Raw genomic sequence first — 19,828 nt, forward strand, 5'->3', positions numbered from 1 at the left:
AGGTGTTCGGACGCCTTCGGGCGGCAATCGGCCGGTCAGCCGACGGCGGCCACGCGACGCAGTCCGGGCGGGCACTCGACGAGCAGGTCGAGCCGACCGGCCGCCAGTCCGCGGCCGAGGTGGAGCACGGTGTCCTGGAGCAGCGACGCGAACCGCTCCGCCGCCGACGTCGGGTCGAGTCCGGGATCGGCGACGAAGCCGAGTTCGGGGCGGGTCGCCGCCGCCGTGATCTCGGCCTCGTCGGCCCTCCCGATCCCCACCGCCACGATCGTCGGGTGCAGCGGGTTGGCCGCCGGGTCGGTGAGTCGCCGCAGGGCCTCCGCCCGGGGAGCCCCGGGGTCGCAGGGTCCGCCGAACAGGGCGAACACGACCGGCCGGCGCACCACCGCGTGCTCGGACTTCAGCGTGGCGACATCGGCGGGGATCACCTCGCGCAGCCGGTCGAAGGCGAGATCGTGGCGGGCTCCGGCGCGCACGGCCAGTTCCGGCATCCGGGTCGTCCACTCCACCTCCGTCGCCGCCAGGTGGACCACGGTGTCCCCGGCGCTCCCGAGCACGGAGAGCCGCAGCCCGCGGGTCGTGCCGTCCGCGGTGAGCAGCGCGGCGTGCAGGGCGCGCAGCGCGTTGTTGAGCGCGGTGACGCAGCCCGCCACGGCGGCGGACTCGTCGACCAACAGGTAGACCGGCAGGATCCCGCCGTCGTTCCCACCCGCCGGGACCGGCCCGCCCCCGCCCCCGGTGACGACCGTGCCCTGGAGCGGCGTCCCCGGACCGGACGCACCGTCCGACGGCTGCGGCTGGGACGGCTGCGGCTGGGACGGCTGTGGCTGCGGCGGCGGGGCGGGCTGCAACCCGGGCGGGGTCGCCGCGCGGCCGCCCCAGTACACCGGCGGCAGCGCCGAGCCGCCCCCCGGCAGGGACGCCCCCTGGACCCGGTGCAGCGCCTGTTGCCGGATCACCTCCACATCGGCCGGCTGGATCAGGTCGTTCGCGACCATGAACTTGAAGACCTCCACCGAGCGCTCGTCGAACTGCTCCTGGCGGCCGGCCAGCGCGAGCTCCCAACGGCCCCGCATCTCGATCGCCTCCGCGGTGCTCTCCGGGTGCATCAGCAGATGCCGCCTGATCAGCCCCTCGAAGTCGAAGGTCGTCGTGCCGAGGGCCGCGCTCCGCGCCTTCTCCAGCTCCAGCCGGGCCTCCTGCTCGGCCTTCTCCCGGCGCAGCCGGGCCTCCTGCTCCAGGTCCTCGAGCACCTTCCTGCTGCGGGCCTCGGCCACCGCGGCGGTATGGGCCGCGGTACCGAGCCGCAGTTGCCGGCCGGCCGCGACGAGGCTCTCCACATAGCCGCGCGCGGCGGAGTCCGGGTGCAGTTCCACCACGCAGCGATAGACGGTGATGCCCTCGGCCAGCACCATCCCGGCCGCGCACTCGTGGTTCATGTACGCCTCGGCCCGCGCCGCTTCGTCGATCGCGAACCCCCGGGCCTGGGTCCGCAGGACGGCGGCGATGTGCCCGTAGACGACGATCAGCGCGTCCTTGACGTTCCTCCGGACGACCTCGACCGGGTCGTGGACCCGGAAGCCCACGTCGACCGTGGCCTCGAACCGGTGCACCTGGTCCGAGGAGGGCAGCGGCCAGCTCTCCAGCCTCGCCGTCCTCCGGTGGTCGCCGAGGTCGACCTCGTAGCGGGTGCGGTAGCGCGAGAAGACCTGCCGGGTCCAGGACAGCGGGCGGCCGTCGAAGCAGGCCAGTTCCCCGCCGACCGTGGCGTAGACCGCCGCAGTGCTCGGCCGCGATGGCTTCACCGGGGCCAGCTGGCCCCGCGGGACCGGTTCCTCGCTCAGGATCAGCGGCAGCGTCGGCGGCGTCATGAGGGGCTCTCCTGTCGTTCCAGCTCGGCCACGACCGCGGCGGCGGTGCGCGGCAGTGGGGTGGGTGTGTACGGCGCGGTCCAGTCCGCCGCCTGCCGGCGAAGCACGGTCGCGGTCCGCGGATCGTCGTGGACCAGCGCGGCGACCAGGCGGAGGAAGACCTCCCGCAGCCCGGGGTCGGCCTCGGCCAGGCTCGCCCAGACCCGCAGGACGTCCTCCGCCTCCACCCGGTAGACGGCCTCGTTCAGCGCGGCGCGCCACAGGAGCACGAACCGGGGCCGCAGGGCCGGGTCCTGGTCCGCCGACACCAGCAGGGCGGGCCAGTTCGGCACGGCGGCCGTCACCCCGAGATCGGCCGTCTCGACCACCAGCTGGGCCGCGACGGCCAGGAAGGCCAGCAGGACGGAGGGCCGGGCCCGGTGGTCGGCCAGCTCCGAGCAGAGCCGGGCCAGTACCAAACCGGTCAGCGGTTCCGCCTCGGCGAGGATGTCCACCAGGCTGTTCCCGATCGCCATCGCCACCTGGACGTGGTCCACGACCGCCAGCCGGACGAGCGCGTCGACGGCGGCCAGCGGTTCGGAACCGCCCAGGCTGACCGCGTACACCCGGGCCGCGGTGGCCTGGGCCATCGGCTTGCCCGGGTCGGCGATCCAGCCGGCGGCCAGAGCGGTGACCATGCCCCGCAGCACCGGGTTCTTGGCACTGACCGACAGCGCGTACGCCACGGCGTCGCGCCGCAGCGGGTCCGGGCCGCCGGCCCAGGGGTGGAAGACCCGGGCGGAGAGGTACTGGAAGGAGAGGTCCGCGAGCACACCCAGGGCCACCCCGGCATGGGCGCGCACCTGCGGGGACGGGTCGCCGGTCAGCTCACCGAGCCACTCCAGGAGTACGGACTGCAGCGGGTACTCCGTCCAGACGTACGTGATCACCTTGCGCGGATAACCCGGGTCCTTGAACTGCAGGCCCTCGGCGGGCACCCGGCCGAGGGCGCTGAAGAACAGCACCGGCACGGTCTGCGCCCTGAGCTGGGCCAGCCGGCGCCGGCGCGGTACCTCGTAGGGCTCGCGCAGCCTCGGCACCCGGCCGTCGGCGGCGGCCAGGACGGTGTAGTCCGTCGTGGCCAGGCGCCCGTACAGGGACCTGGCGGCGTCGGCGACGTCCTCCTGCGGCAGCCCGTTGAGCACCGCGAGCGCCACCGCGTAGCTGCGGACGAAGGGGTCGTCGAGACCTTCCGACCAGATATCGAAGTCCTCGGCCCCGCGCCTCGCCAGCCGCTCCCGGACCGAACCGAGGTCGGGACCGCCCGACGGCGCGGCCTCGGCCGCGTCCCCCAGGGCCGAGGCCAGGTCCGCCGCCGCCTTGCAGGACGAGTCGGCGGTGAGGCGCTCGTCGAGCAGGGCCGCCACCTCGGCCCGGGCCATGAGCAGCGAACTGGCGCCATCGCCGAGCCGCCAGTCCAGGTAGCGCCGGACGATCCCCCGCCGCGTCGGCGCCTCCGGCAGTTCCAGCACGTAGTCCAGGAGGTCGGCGTCCAGGAGCCCGAAGTCCTGGTCGACGGTCAGGACCAGCCGGGCCCCGGTCCGGTAGAGCGCCCCCTGCAAGCCCTCCAGGACCCGGCCGCGCAGGGCCCCGGCGTCGACCGGCTGATCCACCAGGAAGCCGGCGCGATCCGCGGTGCCCTCGACCGCCGTGGCCTCCAACCGGGCCGCGAGCGCGCCGAGGTCGGTGTTCCGGTCCAGGTGGAAGATCCGGGTGACGGAGCAGCCGAGCAGCAGTCGCAGCGCGGCCGTCGTCTTCCCCGTCCCGGCCGGGGCGCGCAGCACCGCCACGTGCTGGGTGCCGAACGCGGCGCGGGTCTCCGCCCACTTCGCGGGCTCCTCGAACGCGCCCCGCACCCGTTCCAGCACCAGCGGCGAGACCAGGCGCAACGGCTCCTTGGCACCGCCCACCAGGAACACGTTCTTGTCGCCCGCCACCATGTCGCCGTCGATGCTGGCGATCGCGTGCCGGACGGTGTCGTGCCGCACCGCGCCCTCGGCGAAACCGGTGGCCGCGGCCGCCTCCCGGCCCTCCCCGCCACGCCCGGACGAGCCGCCGTCCCCCGTGCCCGCGCCCTCGCCGCCGCCGGCCGGCCCGCCGTCGGCGGGTGGGCCGGCCGGCGGCGGGCCTCCCCCCGGCCCGGCCGCGCCCGGGGCTGCCCCGGGAACCGCCGGACCCGCTCCCCCGGCGCCGGCTGCGCCCCCCGTGGGCGCCGCCGGCCCCACCGGCCCGGGCGTCGTCATCGACGGTCCTGACGGCCCGGCGCGTGGTGGACGTGCTTGTCGCCCGCCACCTGGTCCCCGCGCACGACGCCCGCGTGGAACACCACCGACGGCACCGAGCCGGCCGTGGACGGGGCGCTCCGGTCGCCCCCGGCGGCACCGGCGACGTGCGGCGCGCGCACGACCGGCTCCTCGAACGGGGCGTCCAGGCCCGGTGGGGACGGGTAGCCGGGGACGGTGATCCAGCCCCGCAGCGCCACCCCGTGCTTGGCCTCGAAATCGACCGGCAGATACGCCGCCGGGTCGATCGTCCGGTGGTCGTGCCTGATCACCCCCTGGTGGACCTCGTCCGAGACGATGAACACCAGCCGCGCCCGCTCGGCCGCCGCCAGCACCAAGCGCAGGGGCTGCGCGTCGACCAGCCGGAAGGCCCGGTTCACCGCGTCACCGGACCAGCCATCGGCATCGCGGCCCACCACCCCCTGGTGCAGGGCGACCCGGAACCGCATCGCGTGGGCGGCGCTGAAGAACGCGGTCTTCTCCCGGAGTCCGTCGTCCAGTGCCCGCAGCAGCTGACCGGCCAGCAGTACCGGCGGGACCCTCGCCCCGACCAGGATCAGGACGCCGTCGCCCCGGTCCTCGGTGGTCACCGCCGCGGCCGGTATGCCCGCCTGTTCCAGGGCCTCGCGAAGGACCTCGTACATCGCCCGCCGCAGTGACCGCTGGATCGGATCGGGCCGGGAGCTGAAGTCCTCGATGTCGAGCACCACGATCCAGTGATGCACGGCGGCCAACGCCATTGCGCCCCCTCCGGGCTCCGCACGGTTTCCAGTAGCTCTGTGGTACGCCACTCCGGGGCGGGCCTCTACGCCAGATGGCGCACAGCGCGACAACGGCAGACCCCCGCCCCCCAGGGTGGTCACCGCAAGCGGGAGCAAGGCTACGAAGCGTGCCGGAGAGCGGCCGGGGCCTTGTCCGGATCGTTATCCGACCGCTCGGCCGCACGTACCCGAACGGACCGCGCTCAACGGGGCCCGCTCGACCCGGCCCGGGAGCGGGTGCGGGGCCGGTCCGCTCCTCCACCGGTCCACCGGTCCACCGGCTTCGGCTCCCGGGCCGGGTCGCCGGGTCAGGCCGCCGGCGGGGAGGCGGGGCCGGCCAGGGCGACCGCGACGAGGGCCCGGAGGGCCGAGGTGACCTGCCCGAGCGGGAGGGTCGCGTCGTCGGCGAAGAGTTCGAGGAGCCAGCCGCCCGCCGGGTTCTGGCCGCCGGCCGCGACCATGCCGCGGTAGCCGGAGACCACCAGCATGGCCTCCTCCGCCGGGTCGTTGCCCGCCGCCCCGGCGCGCAGCGCGAAGGCGCCGCCGCGCACGGCGGTCCGGGTCAGCGGGTAGTGGCGGAGGTCGAAGACGGCGTCCGGCGCCTCGATCTGGGCACGCTGGGTCTCCGCCCGGGTGCTGCTCGGCCCGCTGGTCATCCGGTAGACGGCGTGCCGCGCGGTGTGCATCAGCTGCGAGCCGGGCGGCACGTAGGAGATCCACCAGCCGACCGCGTCCAGCAGCCGGGCCGCGGTCTCGGCGACGACGGCGAGCTTGCCCATGGTGTCGGCCGGGTGGACGGCGCGGGCGGCGCCCTGCCGGTCGAGCGCGGCGAGCACCGAGGTGAGCAGTTGCCCGGGATCGGCGCTGTGCGCGGCGCCGCGGAACCGGCGGCGGTCGCCGGTGCCCGACCGGCCGCCGGACCGGGGGCGCCCGTCGGTCCGGTACTGCGGGTCGGCGGCGTCGGCGAGCATCACCGTCGGGTCGGGGGCGAAACCGGGCCCGTGGCTGCGGCCGGCGACCACCGGGTGCGCGGCGCGGGCGGCCTTGGCCCGGTACTGGGCGGCGTCGGCGAGCCGGAAGAGCCGGTCGGGGGTGGTGACGGGGCCGATCGAGTCCCCGGTGGAGGCGACCCCGCAGGCGACGCCCTCGCCATCGGCCAGGGCCAGCGCCCGCGCGCACAGCTCCTCCGCGACGGCGACCACCTCGTCCGCCTTGCGGCCCTCGACGAGCAGACAGAACTCGTCGCCGCCGAGCCGGGCCGCGAGGCTCCCGGGGAGCTTCGCGGCGGCCAGGGACAGCTGGTGGGCGAAGCGTTCCAGCAGTCGGTCGCCCACCTCGTGCCCGAGCTGGTCGTTGACCCGCTTGAGGCCGTTGACGTCGCAGACCACCAGGGAGACCACGGTGTTGTCCCGGTTGTGGGCGGCCAGCGCGCTGTCCAGCCGGGCGTCCACCGCGCGCCGGTTGGCGAGGCCGGTGAGCGGATCGGAGAAGGCGAGCTTGCGCAGGTCGGCGAGGCGCTCGGTCTGGGCGAGACCGGCCGAGATCTGGGCGGCCAGCAGGGTCGCGTAGTCGGCGTCCGCCTCGGTGAACTCCGCCGACCCGGCCGTCCGGGCCAGGTAGAGCTCGCCCCACGCCTGCCCGTGCAGCACGATCGGCGCGACCACGCAGCAGGCCCGGCCGCGGCGGCGCAGCGCGGCGGCGCGTTCCTGGCAGTACGCGCCGGCGGTCGGGTGGGCGTGTCCGGCGTGCGGCTGGGAGTTGTCGGCGGACTGCACCCAGGCGCGCGGCAGCCGCCCGGTGGTCCAGCGCTCCTCCAGATAGGTGACGATCTCGGGGAAGTCCGCGACCGGGTAGGACTCGTCCTCGGGCAGCTCCTCCTCCCCCGGGGAGAGCTCGCCGTGGTTGACCAGGACCCTCAGCCGACCGGACTCCCGGTCCCAGACCGAGACGGCGGCCATGGCGGCGTCCAGCGCCCCGGTGGCCCGCGCGGCGGCGGCCCGGACGGCCTCCAGCGGGGTGAGCGCCCCCGCCATGTCCTGGGCGAGCTCGACCACGGCCGCCAACCGGGCGTCGGTGGCCGCACCGCCGACGGGGGTCCGGGGCACCGCCGGAACGGGCGCCGCCGGATCGGGGGCCGCCGGCTGCCGCGCCGGCGTCCGGTCGCAGTCGCGGTCCGTCATGATCGCCTCACTGCTCACCGGTTCGCCTCGCTCCCTGTGCCCGGACCCACTGGTGGTCGGCGGAGGACCGCCGCACCCGCACCGTCCGTGCCGGCCTGACCACCGAAGGCTCCCGAAGGTCCTACCCGTCCTACCCGTCCGACATCGGTTACCCGCCCGACGGTCCGCTACTCCGGCCGCCCGGACCGGAGCGCCTGCACCAAGACTATGGCGGTTTCGTTCGGTTATGCCCCGTTTCGGGGCCGGGATTCGCCGGACCGGGCGGCCTTCAACCGTTCGGCGTGGCGCGGCGGGCCGACCGGCGGACGGCGACGGGGCGGCGACGGGGCGGCGACGGGCACCCGCGGGGCGGCGACGGAAGCGGTGGCGGTGCGGCGGCAACGCGGTGGCGGATCAGTGGCAGGGCTTCGGCCGGACGGCTCCGGACGGCCCTCCGGCCCGCCCCGGCCGCGCGCTACTCGCCGTACGACCGCCGGGAGAGCAGCCACGGCTCGACCAGCCCGAGCCCCCGCACCGGGCGGCGCCACATCGGCTGCAGATTGAACCGGTGCCCCGCCTCCGGCAGCGGCCCGGAATGCCCGCCGGGCGGCAGCCCCGCGGCCACCGACAGGGCGTCCGCCAGCCCGGACGCGTCCTCCCCGGCCAGCGCGACACTGCCGTACTGCTCCAGCGCGCCCGCGAACTCGCCGTCGATCAGCACCGCGTCCTTGGGCGCGATCGACGTGAGCCGGCTGGCCAGGTTGACCGTGGTGCCGAACACGTCGCCCATCCGCGAGGTGACCGTGCCGAAGGCCATCCCGACCCGCAGTGCCGGGATGGTGTCGTCCTCGGCCAGGGCCTCGACCAGGCTGAGCGCGATCCCGGCGGCGATCACCGGGTCCTCGGAGACGAAGAGGATCTCGTCACCGAGCGTCTTGATCACCCGGCCGCCACGCCCGACGATCAGATCGGAACAGGTGTTCTCGAAGGTCTCGACCAGCTCGCCGAGCTCCTCCTCCTCCAGCCGCCGGGACAGCCGGGTGAAGCCGACCAGGTCGGCGAAGCCCACCGCGAGCCGGCCGCTGGTGATCTCGTTGTCCTCGGCGGCCTGCACCACCCGGCCGGTGACGGCGGCCAGCTGCCGCCGCCAGACGTACACCAGGAACTGCTCCAGCTCCGGCAGCAGCAGCTCGACCAGCGGGTAGGCGACATCGGCCCGGGTCAGACCGGGTTCGACGGACTGGGTGAGGTTCTCCAGGAAGGTGTCCATCTGCCAGCCCGCGAGCCGGGCCGTGGTCTGTCCGGTGGACCGGGCCACCTGGATCGCCATCGACTCGCTCAGCAGGCCCGACTCGACCAGGCCGGCCAGGCGCCGCAGCGCGATCACGTCGCCGTCGGTCAGCGCCCGGGACTGGCCGATGTCCGGGAAGCCCATCGCCCGCCAGAAGCGGGTGGCCAGTTCCATCGGGACGTCGGCGGCCCGCGCGGCCTGGTACGGGGTGTAGCGGCGGGGCGCGTCCAGGATCAGGCGTTCGAGGTCGAGGGCGACGGTCTGGTCGTCGGAGCCCGCCGGGGCGCCGTTGCCGTCGGCGCCGTGGCCGCCGCCGTTGCTGCCGTCCTCTGCCACCGGTCCGTCCCCGTGCGGTCGCCGCACTCGCCTCGTGTCGTGCCAGTGCGGGCGCGGCCGCCTCCGTTCGGGCAGTGGCGCGCCTCACACTGCTGCCAGGTGGAATGTTCGCACGGAATCGCGCGATCCGGGGCATCCGCCCGAGTCAAGGGGAGGTAAGGAGAGGCACGGTGACCCGCCCGGCGCACGGCGCGCGACCCGCCCGGCGCGGGGTCCGGCGCGGGGTCCGGCGCACGCCCCGGCCGGTACCGCCCCGCACCGGCAGGGCCAGCCGTACTACCGGCCGTCGCGCGGCTCCGGGCGCACGTGGACGACGTCCCCCGCGCCGACCGCCCGCCGGCCCCCGTCCGGGGTGCGGACGACCAGCCGCCCGGCCCCGTCCACCGCGACCGCCTCGCCGCTCAGTTCGCTGTCGCCGGGCAGCAGCACCTTCACCGGCCGGCCGAGCGTGGTGCAGCGCTGCGCGTACGCGCGCAGCAGGCCGCTGGTGTGCGGGTCCCCGCCGGCGGCCGTCCACTCCCCGTACAGCTCGGCGAAGTCGCGCAGCAGCGCGCGCAGCAGGGTGGTCCGGTCGGTGACGGCGGCGCCGGCCAGGGCGAGCGAGGCGGCGGTGGGGACGGGCAGTTCGGCGGCCCGCAGCGACACGTTGAGCCCCAGGCCCGCGACCACCGCGCCACCGCCCAGCTCGGTGAGGATGCCTCCGATCTTGCGCTCGGCGCCGTCGACCTCCACCTGGAGGTCGTTCGGCCACTTCAGGCCGACCTCGACCTCGGCGACCCGGCTCAGGGTGCTCGCGGCGGCGACGCCGACCAGGATCGGCAACCAGCCGTACCGTTCGACGGGTACCTCGTCCGGGCGAAGCAGGAGGGAGAGGAAGAGACCGGAGCGGGCGGGCGCGGTCCACTGCCGCTCCAGCCGACCGCGGCCGGAGTTCTGCGACTCGGCGATCAGCACCGCGCCCTGCGGGGCGCCGGCGCGGGCCCGGGCGGCGAGGTCGGTGTTGGTGGAACCGGTCTCCTCGACGACGTCCAGCGAGGTCCAGAGCCCACCGGGGCGCACCAGGTCCCGGCGGAGCGTGGCGGCGTCCAGCGGCGGGCGGTCCAGGTCGGTCCAGGGCGACGGTCCGGCGTGGCCGAGGCCGCGCAGTCCGCTGCGGCGGGGGGAGTCGGAGGTCATGCGGCCCACCCTAGGGCGACAGCGGCCGGGAGGCCGTACGCCGTCCCATCGTCTCCCGGAACGGGCACCGGCGACACTGTGGCGCTGGCCATAACGGCCGGACATTACGTCGGCCCTCCGCGCTGGCTACGCTACCCAACGGTAGTTCGTTGTGCCGCCCTGCACCCCTCGTCCGCGCCGCCCCCACCCGGCCCGCGCCACCGAAAACAGGTCGCGGCCCAGGATCAGGGAGAGCCACCGGAATGACCGAGGCGTCGCACGACCCGCACACCACCGCCGGCAAGCTCGCCGACCTCCGGCGAAGGATCGACGAGGCGGTGCACTCCGGCTCCGCCAAGGCGGTCGAGAAGCAGCACGCCAAGGGCAAGCTGACGGCCCGCGAGCGCGTCGTGGAGCTGCTGGACGAGGACTCGTTCGTCGAGTTCGACGAGTTCGCCCGCCACCGCTCGATCAACTTCGGCCAGGAGAAGAACCGGCCGTACGGCGACGGCGTGGTCACCGGCTACGGCACCGTGGACGGTCGTCAGGTCGCGGTGTTCGCCCAGGACTTCACGGTCTTCGGCGGCTCGCTCGGCGAGGTCTTCGGCGAGAAGATCGTCAAGGTCATGGACTTCGCGCTGAAGACCGGCTGCCCGGTCATCGGCATCAACGACTCCGGTGGCGCCCGGATCCAGGAGGGCGTCGTCTCGCTCGGCCTTTACGGCGAGATCTTCCGCCGCAACGTGCACGCCTCCGGAGTGATCCCGCAGATCTCGCTGATCATGGGTCCCTGCGCGGGCGGCGCGGTCTACTCCCCCGCGATCACCGACTTCGTGGTGATGGCCGACCGGACCTCGCACATGTTCATCACCGGCCCCGACGTGATCAAGACCGTCACCGGCGAGGACGTCGCCATGGAGGAACTGGGCGGCGCGCGCACCCACAACACCAAGTCCGGCAACGCGCACTACCTGGCGGCGGACGAGAAGGAGGCGATCGAGTACGTCAAGAGCCTGCTCTCGTACCTGCCCTCCAACAACCTCTCCGACCCGCCCGCCTTCCCCGAGGAGGCGGACCTGGCCGTCACCGACGAGGACCTCGAACTCGACACCCTGGTGCCGGACTCGGCGAACCAGCCGTACGACATGCACCAGGTGATCGAGCACGTCCTCGACGACGGCGAGTTCCTGGAGACCCAGCCGCTCTACGCCGGCAACATCATCACCGGCTTCGGCCGGGTCGAGGGCCACCCGGTCGGCATCGTCGGCAACCAGCCGATGGACCTGGCGGGCTGCCTGGACATCGCCGCCAGCGAGAAGGCCGCGCGGTTCATCCGCACCTGCGACTCGTTCAACATCCCGGTCATCACCTTCGTCGACGTGCCCGGCTTCCTGCCCGGCACCGAGCAGGAGTGGGACGGCATCATCCGCCGCGGCGCCAAGCTGATCTACGCCTACGCCGAGGCGACCGTGCCGCTGATCACCGTGATCACCCGCAAGGCGTTCGGCGGCGCGTACGACGTCATGGGCTCCAAGCACCTCGGCGCCGACCTCAACCTGGCCTGGCCGACCGCGCAGATCGCCGTGATGGGCGCGCAGGGCGCGGTCAACATCCTGCACCGGCGGGAGATCGCCGAGGCCGAGGCGGCCGGTCTCGCCGACGAGAAGCGGGCCGAACTGATCGCCTCCTACGAGGACACCCTGCTCAACCCGTACCTGGCCGCCGAGCGCGGCTATGTGGACGCGGTCATCGCGCCGAGCGAGACCCGCCGGCACATCGTCCGCGGCCTGCGCGCGCTGCGCGGCAAGCGCGAGGTGCTGCCCCCGAAGAAGCACGGCAACATTCCGCTGTAGTGGCTCCTCGCAGGAGGATCGCGAGAGGATTGAGCATGGCCCCGATCCATGTGCTGCACGGGCAGCCGACCCCCGAGGAGCTGGCCACCGTCCTGGCGGTGGTCCAGTCCCGGGCCGCCGCCGCGCAGGCCGCCGCCGAGGCGGCCCGCCGCGCGGGCGCCGGCCCGGACTCCGCCTGGAACGACCGCGCGCGCCGGCTGCGCGCGACCCCACGCCCGGGCGCCAACGCCTGGCGCACCTCCGGCTGGGCCGGCTAACCGGTACCCACGTACGCTCCGGCCGCTCGGCACCGCTTCGCGCGGTGCCGAGCGGCCTCTTCCGGCTCCGGCTCCGTGTCCGTGCCCGTGTCCGTGTCCGTGTCCGCATGCGGGTACGGACGCGGGTGCAGGTACGTGCGGCATTTTGCAAAGTGGGCACTTTGCAAAATGCCTGCCCACCCACTCGCCGCCCCGTCCACCCGCCCGGGACGCACCGGACCGCGTCGGGCCGCCCGCACCGGCGGCGGTGCGGGCGGCCCGACGCGGCATCCGCATTCTGCAAAGTGGCTGCTTTGCAGAATGCGGCGGCCGGAGCACCCGCGAAGCCCGGATTGCCCCGAAAGCTGAGTACGCGTACTCAGGCGCCCCACCGGCCCGGAGGCGCACCCTGGACCGATGCTCTGGTCAGACCCCCGCGACGAGCCCTCCCCGGAAGCCCGGCGCATGCAGCGGCGGCTGCACCGGGCCGGTCATGTGCTCGCCGTCCTCGCCCTGGTGATCGCCGTCCTGCTGATGGTCTGACGACCGTCGGACGACCGCCCCGGGCCGCCCTCTACCCTGGTGGCATGACCGACCGTCGCTCCCTCGTGCTCGCCTCCGCCTCCCCCGCCCGGCTCGGACTGCTGCGCCAGGCGGGCCTCGACCCGCGCGTGGTGGTGAGCGGCGTCGACGAGGACGCCCTCAGCGCCGCCACCCCCGCCGAACTCGCCCTGGTGCTCGCCGAGGCCAAGGCCAAGGCCGTCGCCGCCACCCTCACCGAGGGCGAACTGGTGATCGGCTGCGACTCGGTGCTGGAGCTGGACGGCCAGGCCCTCGGCAAGCCCGCCGACGAGACCGAGGCGCTGGCCCGCTGGCAGGCCATGCGCGGCCGGGCCGGCGTGCTGCGCACCGGCCACTGCGTGATCGACACCACCACCGGCCGGCAGGTCTCCGCCACCGCCTCCACCACCGTCCGCTTCGGCACCCCGGACGACGCCGAGGTCGCCGCGTACATCGCGACCGGCGAACCGCTGCACGTGGCCGGCGCGTTCACCCTGGACGGCCGCTCGGCCCCGTTCGTCGAGGGCATCGACGGCGACCCGGGCAATGTCATCGGGCTCTCGCTGCCGCTGCTGCGCGGACTGCTCGCCGAACTCGGTGTGCGGATCACCGATCTCTGGGTCTGACAGACCGACGGAGGGACCCGCTCGACGGACCCTCGCCACGGACCCGCGTCCGCCGACGGACCCGCACCCGCGCAAGAAGCCCGTGCGACGAACCCGCGGCGCCCACAGGCCCGCACCCACCCGGGCCCTGCGCGTACGACGGGCCCGCGCGAGCCGCGGATCCGGTCGTGGCGGGGTGTCGTCCACGCGCCGGGCGTCGGCCACCGGAGCGCCGCCGGGGTGTCGCCCACGCGCCAAAGAGCGGCACAATTGTCGCCATCTCCCCCGCCGACAATCCGATGTGATGCACGCTAGAGGAGCGCCCGAAAGGCGCCGACGCTCCAAACCGACGGGGGAGATGGCGAGCGGATGGCCGACAGTCTGCTCAACGTCCTGCTGGGCCTGACGGCCAGCGCGATCAGTGCCGTCCTCGGCTGGCTCGGCCAGAGCCTGCGCCGAAGACGCCGGCTGGAACGGACCAGGGCCTTCCTCGGTCTGCCCGCCGGCAGCGAGTGCCTGATCGTGGTCAACCGCAGCATCGGCACCGGCGCGCACCCCCGGACGGTCACCCGGCGCGACGCCTACGCGCTGATGGAACTGGCCGCCCTGGTGAAGGAATGCGGCGCGCACACCGACCTGGTCGCGCACGACGCCGCCCCGCGCGGCCTCGGCACCAGGACCGAGTTCTGCTTCGGCGGCCCCGTCTCCAACGACCGGATGGCCGCCCACCTCGCCTGGGGCCTGCCGGGGGTGGTGATCTCCGACGACCGGGTGGTGCGGGACAACACCATCACCATCGGCGGCCGCTCGTACGCCGCCGACCTCCGGGCCGGGGAGTACGTCCTGCTCGCCCGGCTGGCCACTCCCGGGCACGGCCGCCCGGTCTTCCTGATCTCGGGCCAGACCGGCATCGCCAACCACGCCGGCGTCCGCCACCTGGTCGCCCACCACCGCCGGCTGGTCCGCCGGTACGGCACCGACGGCACCTTCGCCCTGCTGCTCAAGGTGGTCAACCCGGGCGCCTACGGGCCGGACGTGGTCGAGCGGATCGCCGACGTCACCGCCCTGGCCCTGGAGCGCGCGCCGACCCCTCCGGGCGGTCCGGACAACCTCGCCGGAACCGCACCCGGAACCACCCCCGCGGTCGCACCCGCGGCGGCACCCGCACGGACGCCAGACCCGGCCCCCGCATCCGCCCCCATTCCTTGAACGGCACGCGCACCGACGGCAGGTGCCACCCGGCCCGCCGTACCCCTCGCGCCGCCACGCCGCCCCGTCACCGAGCGCAGTCGCCGCACCACCCGGGCCGCATGCGCCATCACCTGCACAGACTCCCGTCGGGCCGCCCACAGCCCGCCCGGGCGCATCACCCTCTGTGTGGGATAGTTCACAACCTGGGGCTACTCGCCGGTACTGCCCAGGAATCCATAAACTCAACGAGGTTCAAGAAGGGAGCCACAGTGCGCAAGGTGCTCATCGCCAACCGCGGGGAAATCGCTGTCCGCGTCGCCCGGGCCTGCTCGGACGCCGGTATCGCCAGCGTCGCCGTCTACGCCGAGCCGGACCGGGATGCGCTGCACGTCCGCGCGGCCGACGAGGCTTATGCGCTGGGCGGCGACACCCCCGGCACCAGCTACCTGGACATCGCCAAGGTCCTCCAGGCCGCCGCCGACTCGGGTGCGGACGCCGTCCACCCCGGCTACGGCTTCCTGTCGGAGAACGCCGAGTTCGCCCAGGCCGTGCTCGACGCGGGCCTCACCTGGATCGGCCCGCCCCCGCAGGCCATCCGGGACCTGGGCGACAAGGTGACCGCCCGGCACGTGGCGCAGCGCGCCGGTGCCCCGCTGGTCGCCGGTACGCCGGACCCGGTCTCGGGTGCCGAGGAGATCGTCGCGTTCGCCCAGGAGCACGGCCTGCCGGTCGCCATCAAGGCGGCCTTCGGCGGCGGCGGTCGCGGCCTCAAGGTCGCCCGCAACCTGGAGGAGATCCCGGAGCTGTACGACTCGGCGGTCCGGGAGGCGGTCGCCGCCTTCGGGCGCGGCGAGTGCTTCGTGGAGCGTTACCTGGACAACCCGCGGCACGTCGAGACCCAGTGCCTCGCGGACAAGCACGGCAACGTGGTGGTCGTCTCCACCCGTGACTGCTCGCTGCAGCGCCGGCACCAGAAGCTGGTCGAGGAGGCGCCCGCGCCGTTCCTCACCCCCGAGCAGAACGCCGAGCTGTACCGGGCGTCGAAGGCCATCCTCAAGGAGGCCGGTTACGAGGGTGCCGGCACCTGCGAGTTCCTGGTGGCGGTGGACGGCACGATCTCCTTCCTGGAGGTCAACACCCGTCTGCAGGTGGAGCACCCGGTCACCGAGGAGGTCACCGGGATCGACCTGGTCCGGGAGATGTTCCGGATCGCGGACGGCGAGGAGCTCGGTTACGGCGACCCGGAGGTGCGGGGTCACTCCTTCGAGTTCCGGATCAACGGCGAGGACCCGGGCCGCAACTTCCTGCCCGCGCCGGGCACGGTGACGCTGTTCGCGCCGCCGTCGGGCCCGGGGGTCCGGCTGGACTCGGGCGTGGAGAGCGGTTCGGTCATCGGCCCCGCCTGGGACTCGCTGCTGGCCAAGCTGATCGTGTCCGGCCGGGACCGCAAGCAGGCGCTGGAGCGGGCCCGGCGCGCGCTGGCCGAGTTCAAGGTCGAGGGCATGGCCACCGCCATCCCGTTCCACCAGGCGGTCGTGACCGACCCGGCGTTCGCGCCCGAGGTGCACGGCGGCGAAGGGCCGTTCACGGTCTACACCCGGTGGATCGAGACCGACTTCGACAACACGATTCCCGCGTTCGCCGGTGCGGCCGGCGACGGCGAGGAGGCCGAGGGCCGGGAGACGGTGGTCGTCGAGGTCGGCGGCAAGCGGATCGAGGTCTCGCTGCCGTCCTCGCTGGGTGTCGGCGCGGCTCCGGCGGCCGGCGCGGGGGCCGCGAAGGCCAAGCGTCGGGTCGGTGCCAAGAAGGCCGGTTCGGCGGTCAGCGGTGACACGCTGGCCTCGCCGATGCAGGGCACCATCGTGAAGGTCGCGGTGGAGGAGGGTCAGGTCGTCGCCGAGGGCGAGCTGATCGTCGTCCTGGAGGCGATGAAGATGGAGCAGCCGCTGAACGCGCACAAGGCGGGCACGATCGTCGGCCTCAAGGCCGAGGTGGGTGCGAGCGTCTCCAGCGGCGCGGCGCTCTGCGAGATCAAGGACTGAGCCGGGGCCCGATCGGGCGCCGAGAGGTCCGCCGCCGGTCCGTACACCTTCGGGTGTGCGGACCGGTCGCGTTTCGGCGGTGATGCGGCGGTGCGGTGATGCGGCGGTGGAACGGTGCGACGGTCCGGCGGCGCGGCGAAGCCCATGGGGCAGCGCGGCAGGATGCCGGCCCCCGCCCCCACGGGCCTCAGCGCCCGCGCTGCAGGCCGCCCAGTTCGGCGAGTCTGACCGGCATCTGGCCACCCGGCCCGCCGGGCCCGCCGGGGCCGCCGGGGCCGCCGTGGGTACCCGGGCGCCGCTGGCCGGGCAGCGGGGCCCCGCCGGGCGGCGGCGCGCCGCGGCGGGCCATCGGACCGGGCTGGGTCTGGTGGACCGGGCCGCTGCCGGTGCCGTGCACCGGGGCGTCCCCCGACGGCGGGGCACCGAGCGGGGCGAGGTCGATCTGCACCCCGCAGTCGGCGAGCGCGTCCAGTTCGCGGGCGGTGGCGTCGTCCGCGGTGGCGTGCTCGTCGGTGACCAGCCGGGTGATGGTGTCGGTGGGCACGGTCTGGAACATGGTGTCCGCGCCGAGCTTGGTGTGGTCGGCGAGGATGATCACCTCGGCGGCCGACTGCACCAGTGCCCGGTCCACGCTCGCGGAGAGCATGTTCGTGGTCGAGAGTCCGCGCTCGGCGGTGAGCCCGCTGCCCGAGACGAAGGCTTTGGTCACCCGCAGCCCGTGCAGCGACTGTTCGGCGCCGCTGCCGACCAGGGCGTAGTTGGACCCGCGCAGGGTGCCGCCGGTCATCACCACCTCGACCCGGTTGGCGTGGGCCAGCGCCTGGGCGACGAGCAGGGAGTTGGTGACCACCGTCAGCCCGGGCACCCGGGCGAGTCGGCGGGCGAGTTCCTGGGTGGTGGTGCCGGCGCCGACCACCACGGCGTCACCTTCCTCCACCAGTCCGGCGGCGAGATCGGCGATGGCGCTCTTCTCGGCGGCGGAGAGGTGGGTCTTCTGCGGGTAGCCGGGTTCGCGGCTGAAGCCGCCGGGGAGCACCGCGCCGCCGTGCCGGCGGTCGAGGAGCCCTTCTGCCTCCAGGGCCCGTACGTCGCGGCGCACGGTCACTTCGGAGGTCTGGACGACGCGGGCCAACTCCCGGAGCGAGACGGCTCCGTTGGCGCGCACCATTTCGAGGATCAACTGGCGACGTTCTGCTGCAAACACAGAACCGACGGTAACCTGCGTGACCGTCTGCTTTCAGGCGTTTGCTGCTAGTAGCGGGAATTGCTCACGCCCGAGCGGCGCGTGACCGTACAATACGCGCCGTCAGCACGCCGGGGCTGCGCCCGCCGTCCGGGTGAAGCCCCCGGATGCGCGAAGGGCGGCCGCCGAACGGCGACCGCCCTCAACTGAGCACTTGAGGCTCAGGATTCACCCGCGTCACGCTTGCGGATGTGGAGCTGGCGGGCGGCCTCGGCGGTGGAGCCGGAGACCGACGGGTAGACGGTGAAGGCGCTGGCCACCTGTTCGACCGTCAGATTGGCGTCCACCGCGAGCGCGATCGGGTGGATCAGTTCGCTGGCCCGCGGGGCGACGACCACGCCGCCGACCACGATGCCGGTGCCGGGGCGGCAGAACAGTTTCACGAAGCCGTCCCGGATGCCCTGCATCTTGGCGCGCGGGTTGCCGCGCAACGGGAGCTTGACCTCGACGGCGTCCATCTTGCCGCACTTCACGTCGGCCGCGGTGTAGCCGACGGTGGCGATCTCGGGGTCGGTGAAGACGTTGGAGGCCACGGTCTTGAGGTTCAGCGGCTGCACCGCGTCGCCGAGCGCGTGGTACATCGCGATCCGGCCCTGCATCGCGGCGACCGAGGCGAGCATGAAGACGCCGGTGCAGTCGCCGGCCGCGTAGACGCCGGGGGCGGTGGTGCGGGAGACCCGGTCGACGTGGATCTGGCCCCAGTCGTTGAGCTTGACCCCGGCCTCCTCCAGGCCCATCCCGGCGGTGTTCGGGATCGAGCCGACCGCCATCAGGCAGTGGGTGCCCTCGATCACGGTGCCGTCGGAGAGGGTGACCTCGACCGTGTCGCCGATCCTCTTGACCGTTTCGGCGCGCGAACGGCTCATCACGTTCATCCCGCGGCGGCGGAAGACCTCTTCCAGCACCTCGGCCGCGTCCGGGTCCTCGCCCGGCAGTACCCGGTCGCGCGAGGAGACCAGGGTGACCCTGGAGCCCAGCGCCTGGTAGGCGCCGGCGAACTCGGCGCCGGTGACGCCGGAGCCCACGACGATCAGCTCGCGCGGCAGCTCCTCCAGGTCGTACACCTGGGTCCAGGTCAGGATCCGCTCGCCGTCCGGCTGGGCGTCGGGGAGCTCGCGCGGGTGGGCGCCGGTGGCGATCAGCACCGCGTCGGCGCGCAGGGACTGCACGCTGCCGTCGGGGGCGTCGACCAGCACCTCGCGGGAGCCGTCCGCGGCCTGCCCGCCGGTGCCGAGCCGGCCGCGGCCGCGCAGCACGGTGACGCCGGCCCGGGTGACGGACTGGGTGATGTCGTGGGACTGCGCGATCGCCAGCCGCTTCACGCGGCGGTTGACCTTGCCGAGGTCGACGCCGACGACCCGGGCCGGGGAGTCGATGTGCGGGGTGTCGTCGGCGACGATGATGCCGAGTTCCTCGTACGAGCTGTCGAAGGTCGTCATCACCTCCGCCGTCGCGATCAGCGTCTTCGACGGCACGCAGTCCGTGAGCACCGCCGATCCGCCCAGACCGTCGCGGTCGACGACGGTCACCTCCGCGCCGAGCTGGGCCGCGACGAGCGCCGCCTCGTAGCCGCCTGGTCCGCCACCGATGATCACGATCCGAGTCACGTGACCCATTGTCCCGCACGCCGGGAGCACTGCCACGCCGGGGTCGGGGCTTCTGCCGGATCGGCCGGTGAACGTAGGCTTCGCCCCATGCCCCTTTACGCCGCGTATGCCACCAACCTCGATGCCCGGCAGATGACCCGCCGCGCCCCGCACTCGCCGTTGCGCGGTACGGGGTGGCTGTCCGGCTGGCGGCTGACCTTCGGCGGCGAGCACCTCGGCTGGGAGGGCTCGCTGGCCACCGTGGTGGAGGACGAGAAGGACCAGGTCTTCGTCTCGCTGTACGACGTGTCGCCGATGGACGAGGAGGGGCTGGACCGCTGGGAGGGCGTCCAGCTCGGCATCTACCGCAAGACCAGGCTCCGGGCGCAGACCCTGGACGGCGACGTGCCGGTCTGGACGTACGTGCTCAACGACTACGAGGGCGGCCTCCCGGCGGCCCGCTACCTGGGCCTGATCGCGGACGCGGCGGAGAGCGCCGGCGCCCCCGACGACTACGTGCTGGACCTGCGCCGCCGTCCCTGCTGAGAGTTCTTTGGAGATTGCTCCGGGTCGCGGCCCGCTCCGGCCGCCCCGGAGCTGTACGTTCACGCCATCCG

General features: G+C 74.1%; 14 protein-coding genes and 1 pseudogene. 7 read left to right on the plus strand and 8 right to left on the minus strand.

Going from position 1 to position 19,828, the window contains the following annotated elements:
- Positions 1–35 precede the first annotated feature (35 nt).
- The 6 genes and pseudogenes from ACIQ9P_RS14920 to ACIQ9P_RS14945 form a co-directional block, all read right to left on the minus strand.
- On the minus strand, positions 36–1,871 hold the full coding sequence (locus tag ACIQ9P_RS14920; protein WP_402355038.1) for a hypothetical protein: 1,836 nt from the start codon (positions 1,869–1,871) through the stop codon (positions 36–38).
- The gene (locus ACIQ9P_RS14925; protein ID WP_402355040.1) at positions 1,868–3,898 is read right to left on the minus strand and encodes a hypothetical protein; all 2,031 of its coding nucleotides are present in this window, start codon (positions 3,896–3,898) and stop codon (positions 1,868–1,870) included. Before ACIQ9P_RS14925 ends, ACIQ9P_RS14920 begins: the two co-directional genes overlap by 4 nt.
- Positions 3,899–4,149: 251 nt before the next feature.
- Positions 4,150–4,932: a hypothetical protein gene (locus tag ACIQ9P_RS14930; protein ID WP_402355042.1), complete on the minus strand. Its 783-nt coding sequence runs from the start codon at positions 4,930–4,932 to the stop codon at positions 4,150–4,152.
- 896 nt (positions 4,933–5,828) lie between these two features.
- Positions 5,829–6,986, minus strand: a pseudogene (locus tag ACIQ9P_RS14935) (diguanylate cyclase domain-containing protein); the annotation flags it as partial.
- Between the two features lie 601 nt (positions 6,987–7,587).
- Positions 7,588–8,739, minus strand: a complete 1,152-nt coding sequence (locus tag ACIQ9P_RS14940; protein WP_402355044.1) for an adenylate/guanylate cyclase domain-containing protein — start codon at positions 8,737–8,739, stop codon at positions 7,588–7,590.
- Positions 8,740–9,015: 276 nt separating this feature from the next.
- Complete coding sequence (locus tag ACIQ9P_RS14945) at positions 9,016–9,915, minus strand: biotin--[acetyl-CoA-carboxylase] ligase (RefSeq protein ID WP_402355046.1); 900 nt, start codon at positions 9,913–9,915, stop codon at positions 9,016–9,018.
- Between the two features lie 242 nt (positions 9,916–10,157).
- Between ACIQ9P_RS14945 and ACIQ9P_RS14950 the strand changes: the two genes are divergently transcribed.
- From ACIQ9P_RS14950 to ACIQ9P_RS14975, 6 genes are all read left to right on the plus strand, one after another.
- Positions 10,158–11,747, plus strand: a complete 1,590-nt coding sequence (locus ACIQ9P_RS14950; RefSeq protein WP_402355048.1) for an acyl-CoA carboxylase subunit beta — start codon at positions 10,158–10,160, stop codon at positions 11,745–11,747.
- A gap of 35 nt (positions 11,748–11,782) precedes the next feature.
- Positions 11,783–12,004: an acyl-CoA carboxylase subunit epsilon gene (locus tag ACIQ9P_RS14955; RefSeq protein WP_402355050.1), complete on the plus strand. Its 222-nt coding sequence runs from the start codon at positions 11,783–11,785 to the stop codon at positions 12,002–12,004.
- A 396-nt stretch (positions 12,005–12,400) separates the two neighbouring features.
- Positions 12,401–12,526, plus strand: a complete 126-nt coding sequence (gene mmpB / locus ACIQ9P_RS14960; RefSeq protein WP_255360215.1) for a morphogenic membrane protein MmpB — start codon at positions 12,401–12,403, stop codon at positions 12,524–12,526.
- Between the two features lie 44 nt (positions 12,527–12,570).
- Positions 12,571–13,170 (plus strand): nucleoside triphosphate pyrophosphatase, encoded by a 600-nt coding sequence (locus ACIQ9P_RS14965; RefSeq protein ID WP_402355051.1) that lies wholly within the window; start codon positions 12,571–12,573, stop codon positions 13,168–13,170.
- A gap of 348 nt (positions 13,171–13,518) precedes the next feature.
- On the plus strand, positions 13,519–14,358 hold the full coding sequence (locus tag ACIQ9P_RS14970) for a hypothetical protein (protein ID WP_402355053.1): 840 nt from the start codon (positions 13,519–13,521) through the stop codon (positions 14,356–14,358).
- Between the two features lie 251 nt (positions 14,359–14,609).
- A complete protein-coding gene (locus tag ACIQ9P_RS14975; protein WP_402355055.1) occupies positions 14,610–16,382 on the plus strand; it encodes an acetyl/propionyl/methylcrotonyl-CoA carboxylase subunit alpha in 1,773 nt (590 codons plus the stop codon).
- A 187-nt stretch (positions 16,383–16,569) separates the two neighbouring features.
- Here the strand turns inward: ACIQ9P_RS14975 and ACIQ9P_RS14980 are convergent, their stop codons facing one another.
- Together ACIQ9P_RS14980 and ACIQ9P_RS14985 are read right to left on the minus strand one after the other, a co-directional pair.
- Positions 16,570–17,550, minus strand: coding sequence for a DeoR/GlpR family DNA-binding transcription regulator (locus tag ACIQ9P_RS14980; protein ID WP_402355818.1), 981 nt, complete (start codon positions 17,548–17,550; stop codon positions 16,570–16,572).
- 236 nt (positions 17,551–17,786) lie between these two features.
- Positions 17,787–19,241, minus strand: a complete 1,455-nt coding sequence (locus ACIQ9P_RS14985) for an NAD(P)H-quinone dehydrogenase (protein WP_402355057.1) — start codon at positions 19,239–19,241, stop codon at positions 17,787–17,789.
- Between the two features lie 78 nt (positions 19,242–19,319).
- Between ACIQ9P_RS14985 and ACIQ9P_RS14990 the strand changes: the two genes are divergently transcribed.
- Complete coding sequence (locus ACIQ9P_RS14990; protein WP_030393425.1) at positions 19,320–19,757, plus strand: gamma-glutamylcyclotransferase; 438 nt, start codon at positions 19,320–19,322, stop codon at positions 19,755–19,757.
- Positions 19,758–19,828: the final 71 nt, after the last annotated feature.

Origin of the sequence: Kitasatospora sp. NPDC094019 (assembly GCF_044764505.1) — a bacterium.
Lineage (GTDB): Bacteria > Actinomycetota > Actinomycetes > Streptomycetales > Streptomycetaceae > Kitasatospora.

What these genes read in the sequence shown, in the direction of transcription:
- ACIQ9P_RS14945 (WP_402355046.1), bottom strand. Translation starts at nt 9,915, where the DNA reads ATGACCTCCGACTCCCCCCGCCGCAGCGGACTGCGCGGCCTCGGCCAC.
- ACIQ9P_RS14955 (WP_402355050.1), top strand. Translation starts at nt 11,783, where the DNA reads ATGGCCCCGATCCATGTGCTGCACGGGCAGCCGACCCCCGAGGAGCTG.
- ACIQ9P_RS14985 (WP_402355057.1), bottom strand. Translation starts at nt 19,241, where the DNA reads ATGGGTCACGTGACTCGGATCGTGATCATCGGTGGCGGACCAGGCGGC.
- ACIQ9P_RS14970 (WP_402355053.1), top strand. Translation starts at nt 13,519, where the DNA reads ATGGCCGACAGTCTGCTCAACGTCCTGCTGGGCCTGACGGCCAGCGCG.
- ACIQ9P_RS14920 (WP_402355038.1), bottom strand. Translation starts at nt 1,871, where the DNA reads ATGACGCCGCCGACGCTGCCGCTGATCCTGAGCGAGGAACCGGTCCCG.
- ACIQ9P_RS14950 (WP_402355048.1), top strand. Translation starts at nt 10,158, where the DNA reads ATGACCGAGGCGTCGCACGACCCGCACACCACCGCCGGCAAGCTCGCC.
- ACIQ9P_RS14965 (WP_402355051.1), top strand. Translation starts at nt 12,571, where the DNA reads ATGACCGACCGTCGCTCCCTCGTGCTCGCCTCCGCCTCCCCCGCCCGG.
- ACIQ9P_RS14990 (WP_030393425.1), top strand. Translation starts at nt 19,320, where the DNA reads ATGCCCCTTTACGCCGCGTATGCCACCAACCTCGATGCCCGGCAGATG.
- ACIQ9P_RS14930 (WP_402355042.1), bottom strand. Translation starts at nt 4,932, where the DNA reads ATGGCGTTGGCCGCCGTGCATCACTGGATCGTGGTGCTCGACATCGAG.
- mmpB (WP_255360215.1), top strand. Translation starts at nt 12,401, where the DNA reads ATGCTCTGGTCAGACCCCCGCGACGAGCCCTCCCCGGAAGCCCGGCGC.
- ACIQ9P_RS14980 (WP_402355818.1), bottom strand. Translation starts at nt 17,550, where the DNA reads ATGGTGCGCGCCAACGGAGCCGTCTCGCTCCGGGAGTTGGCCCGCGTC.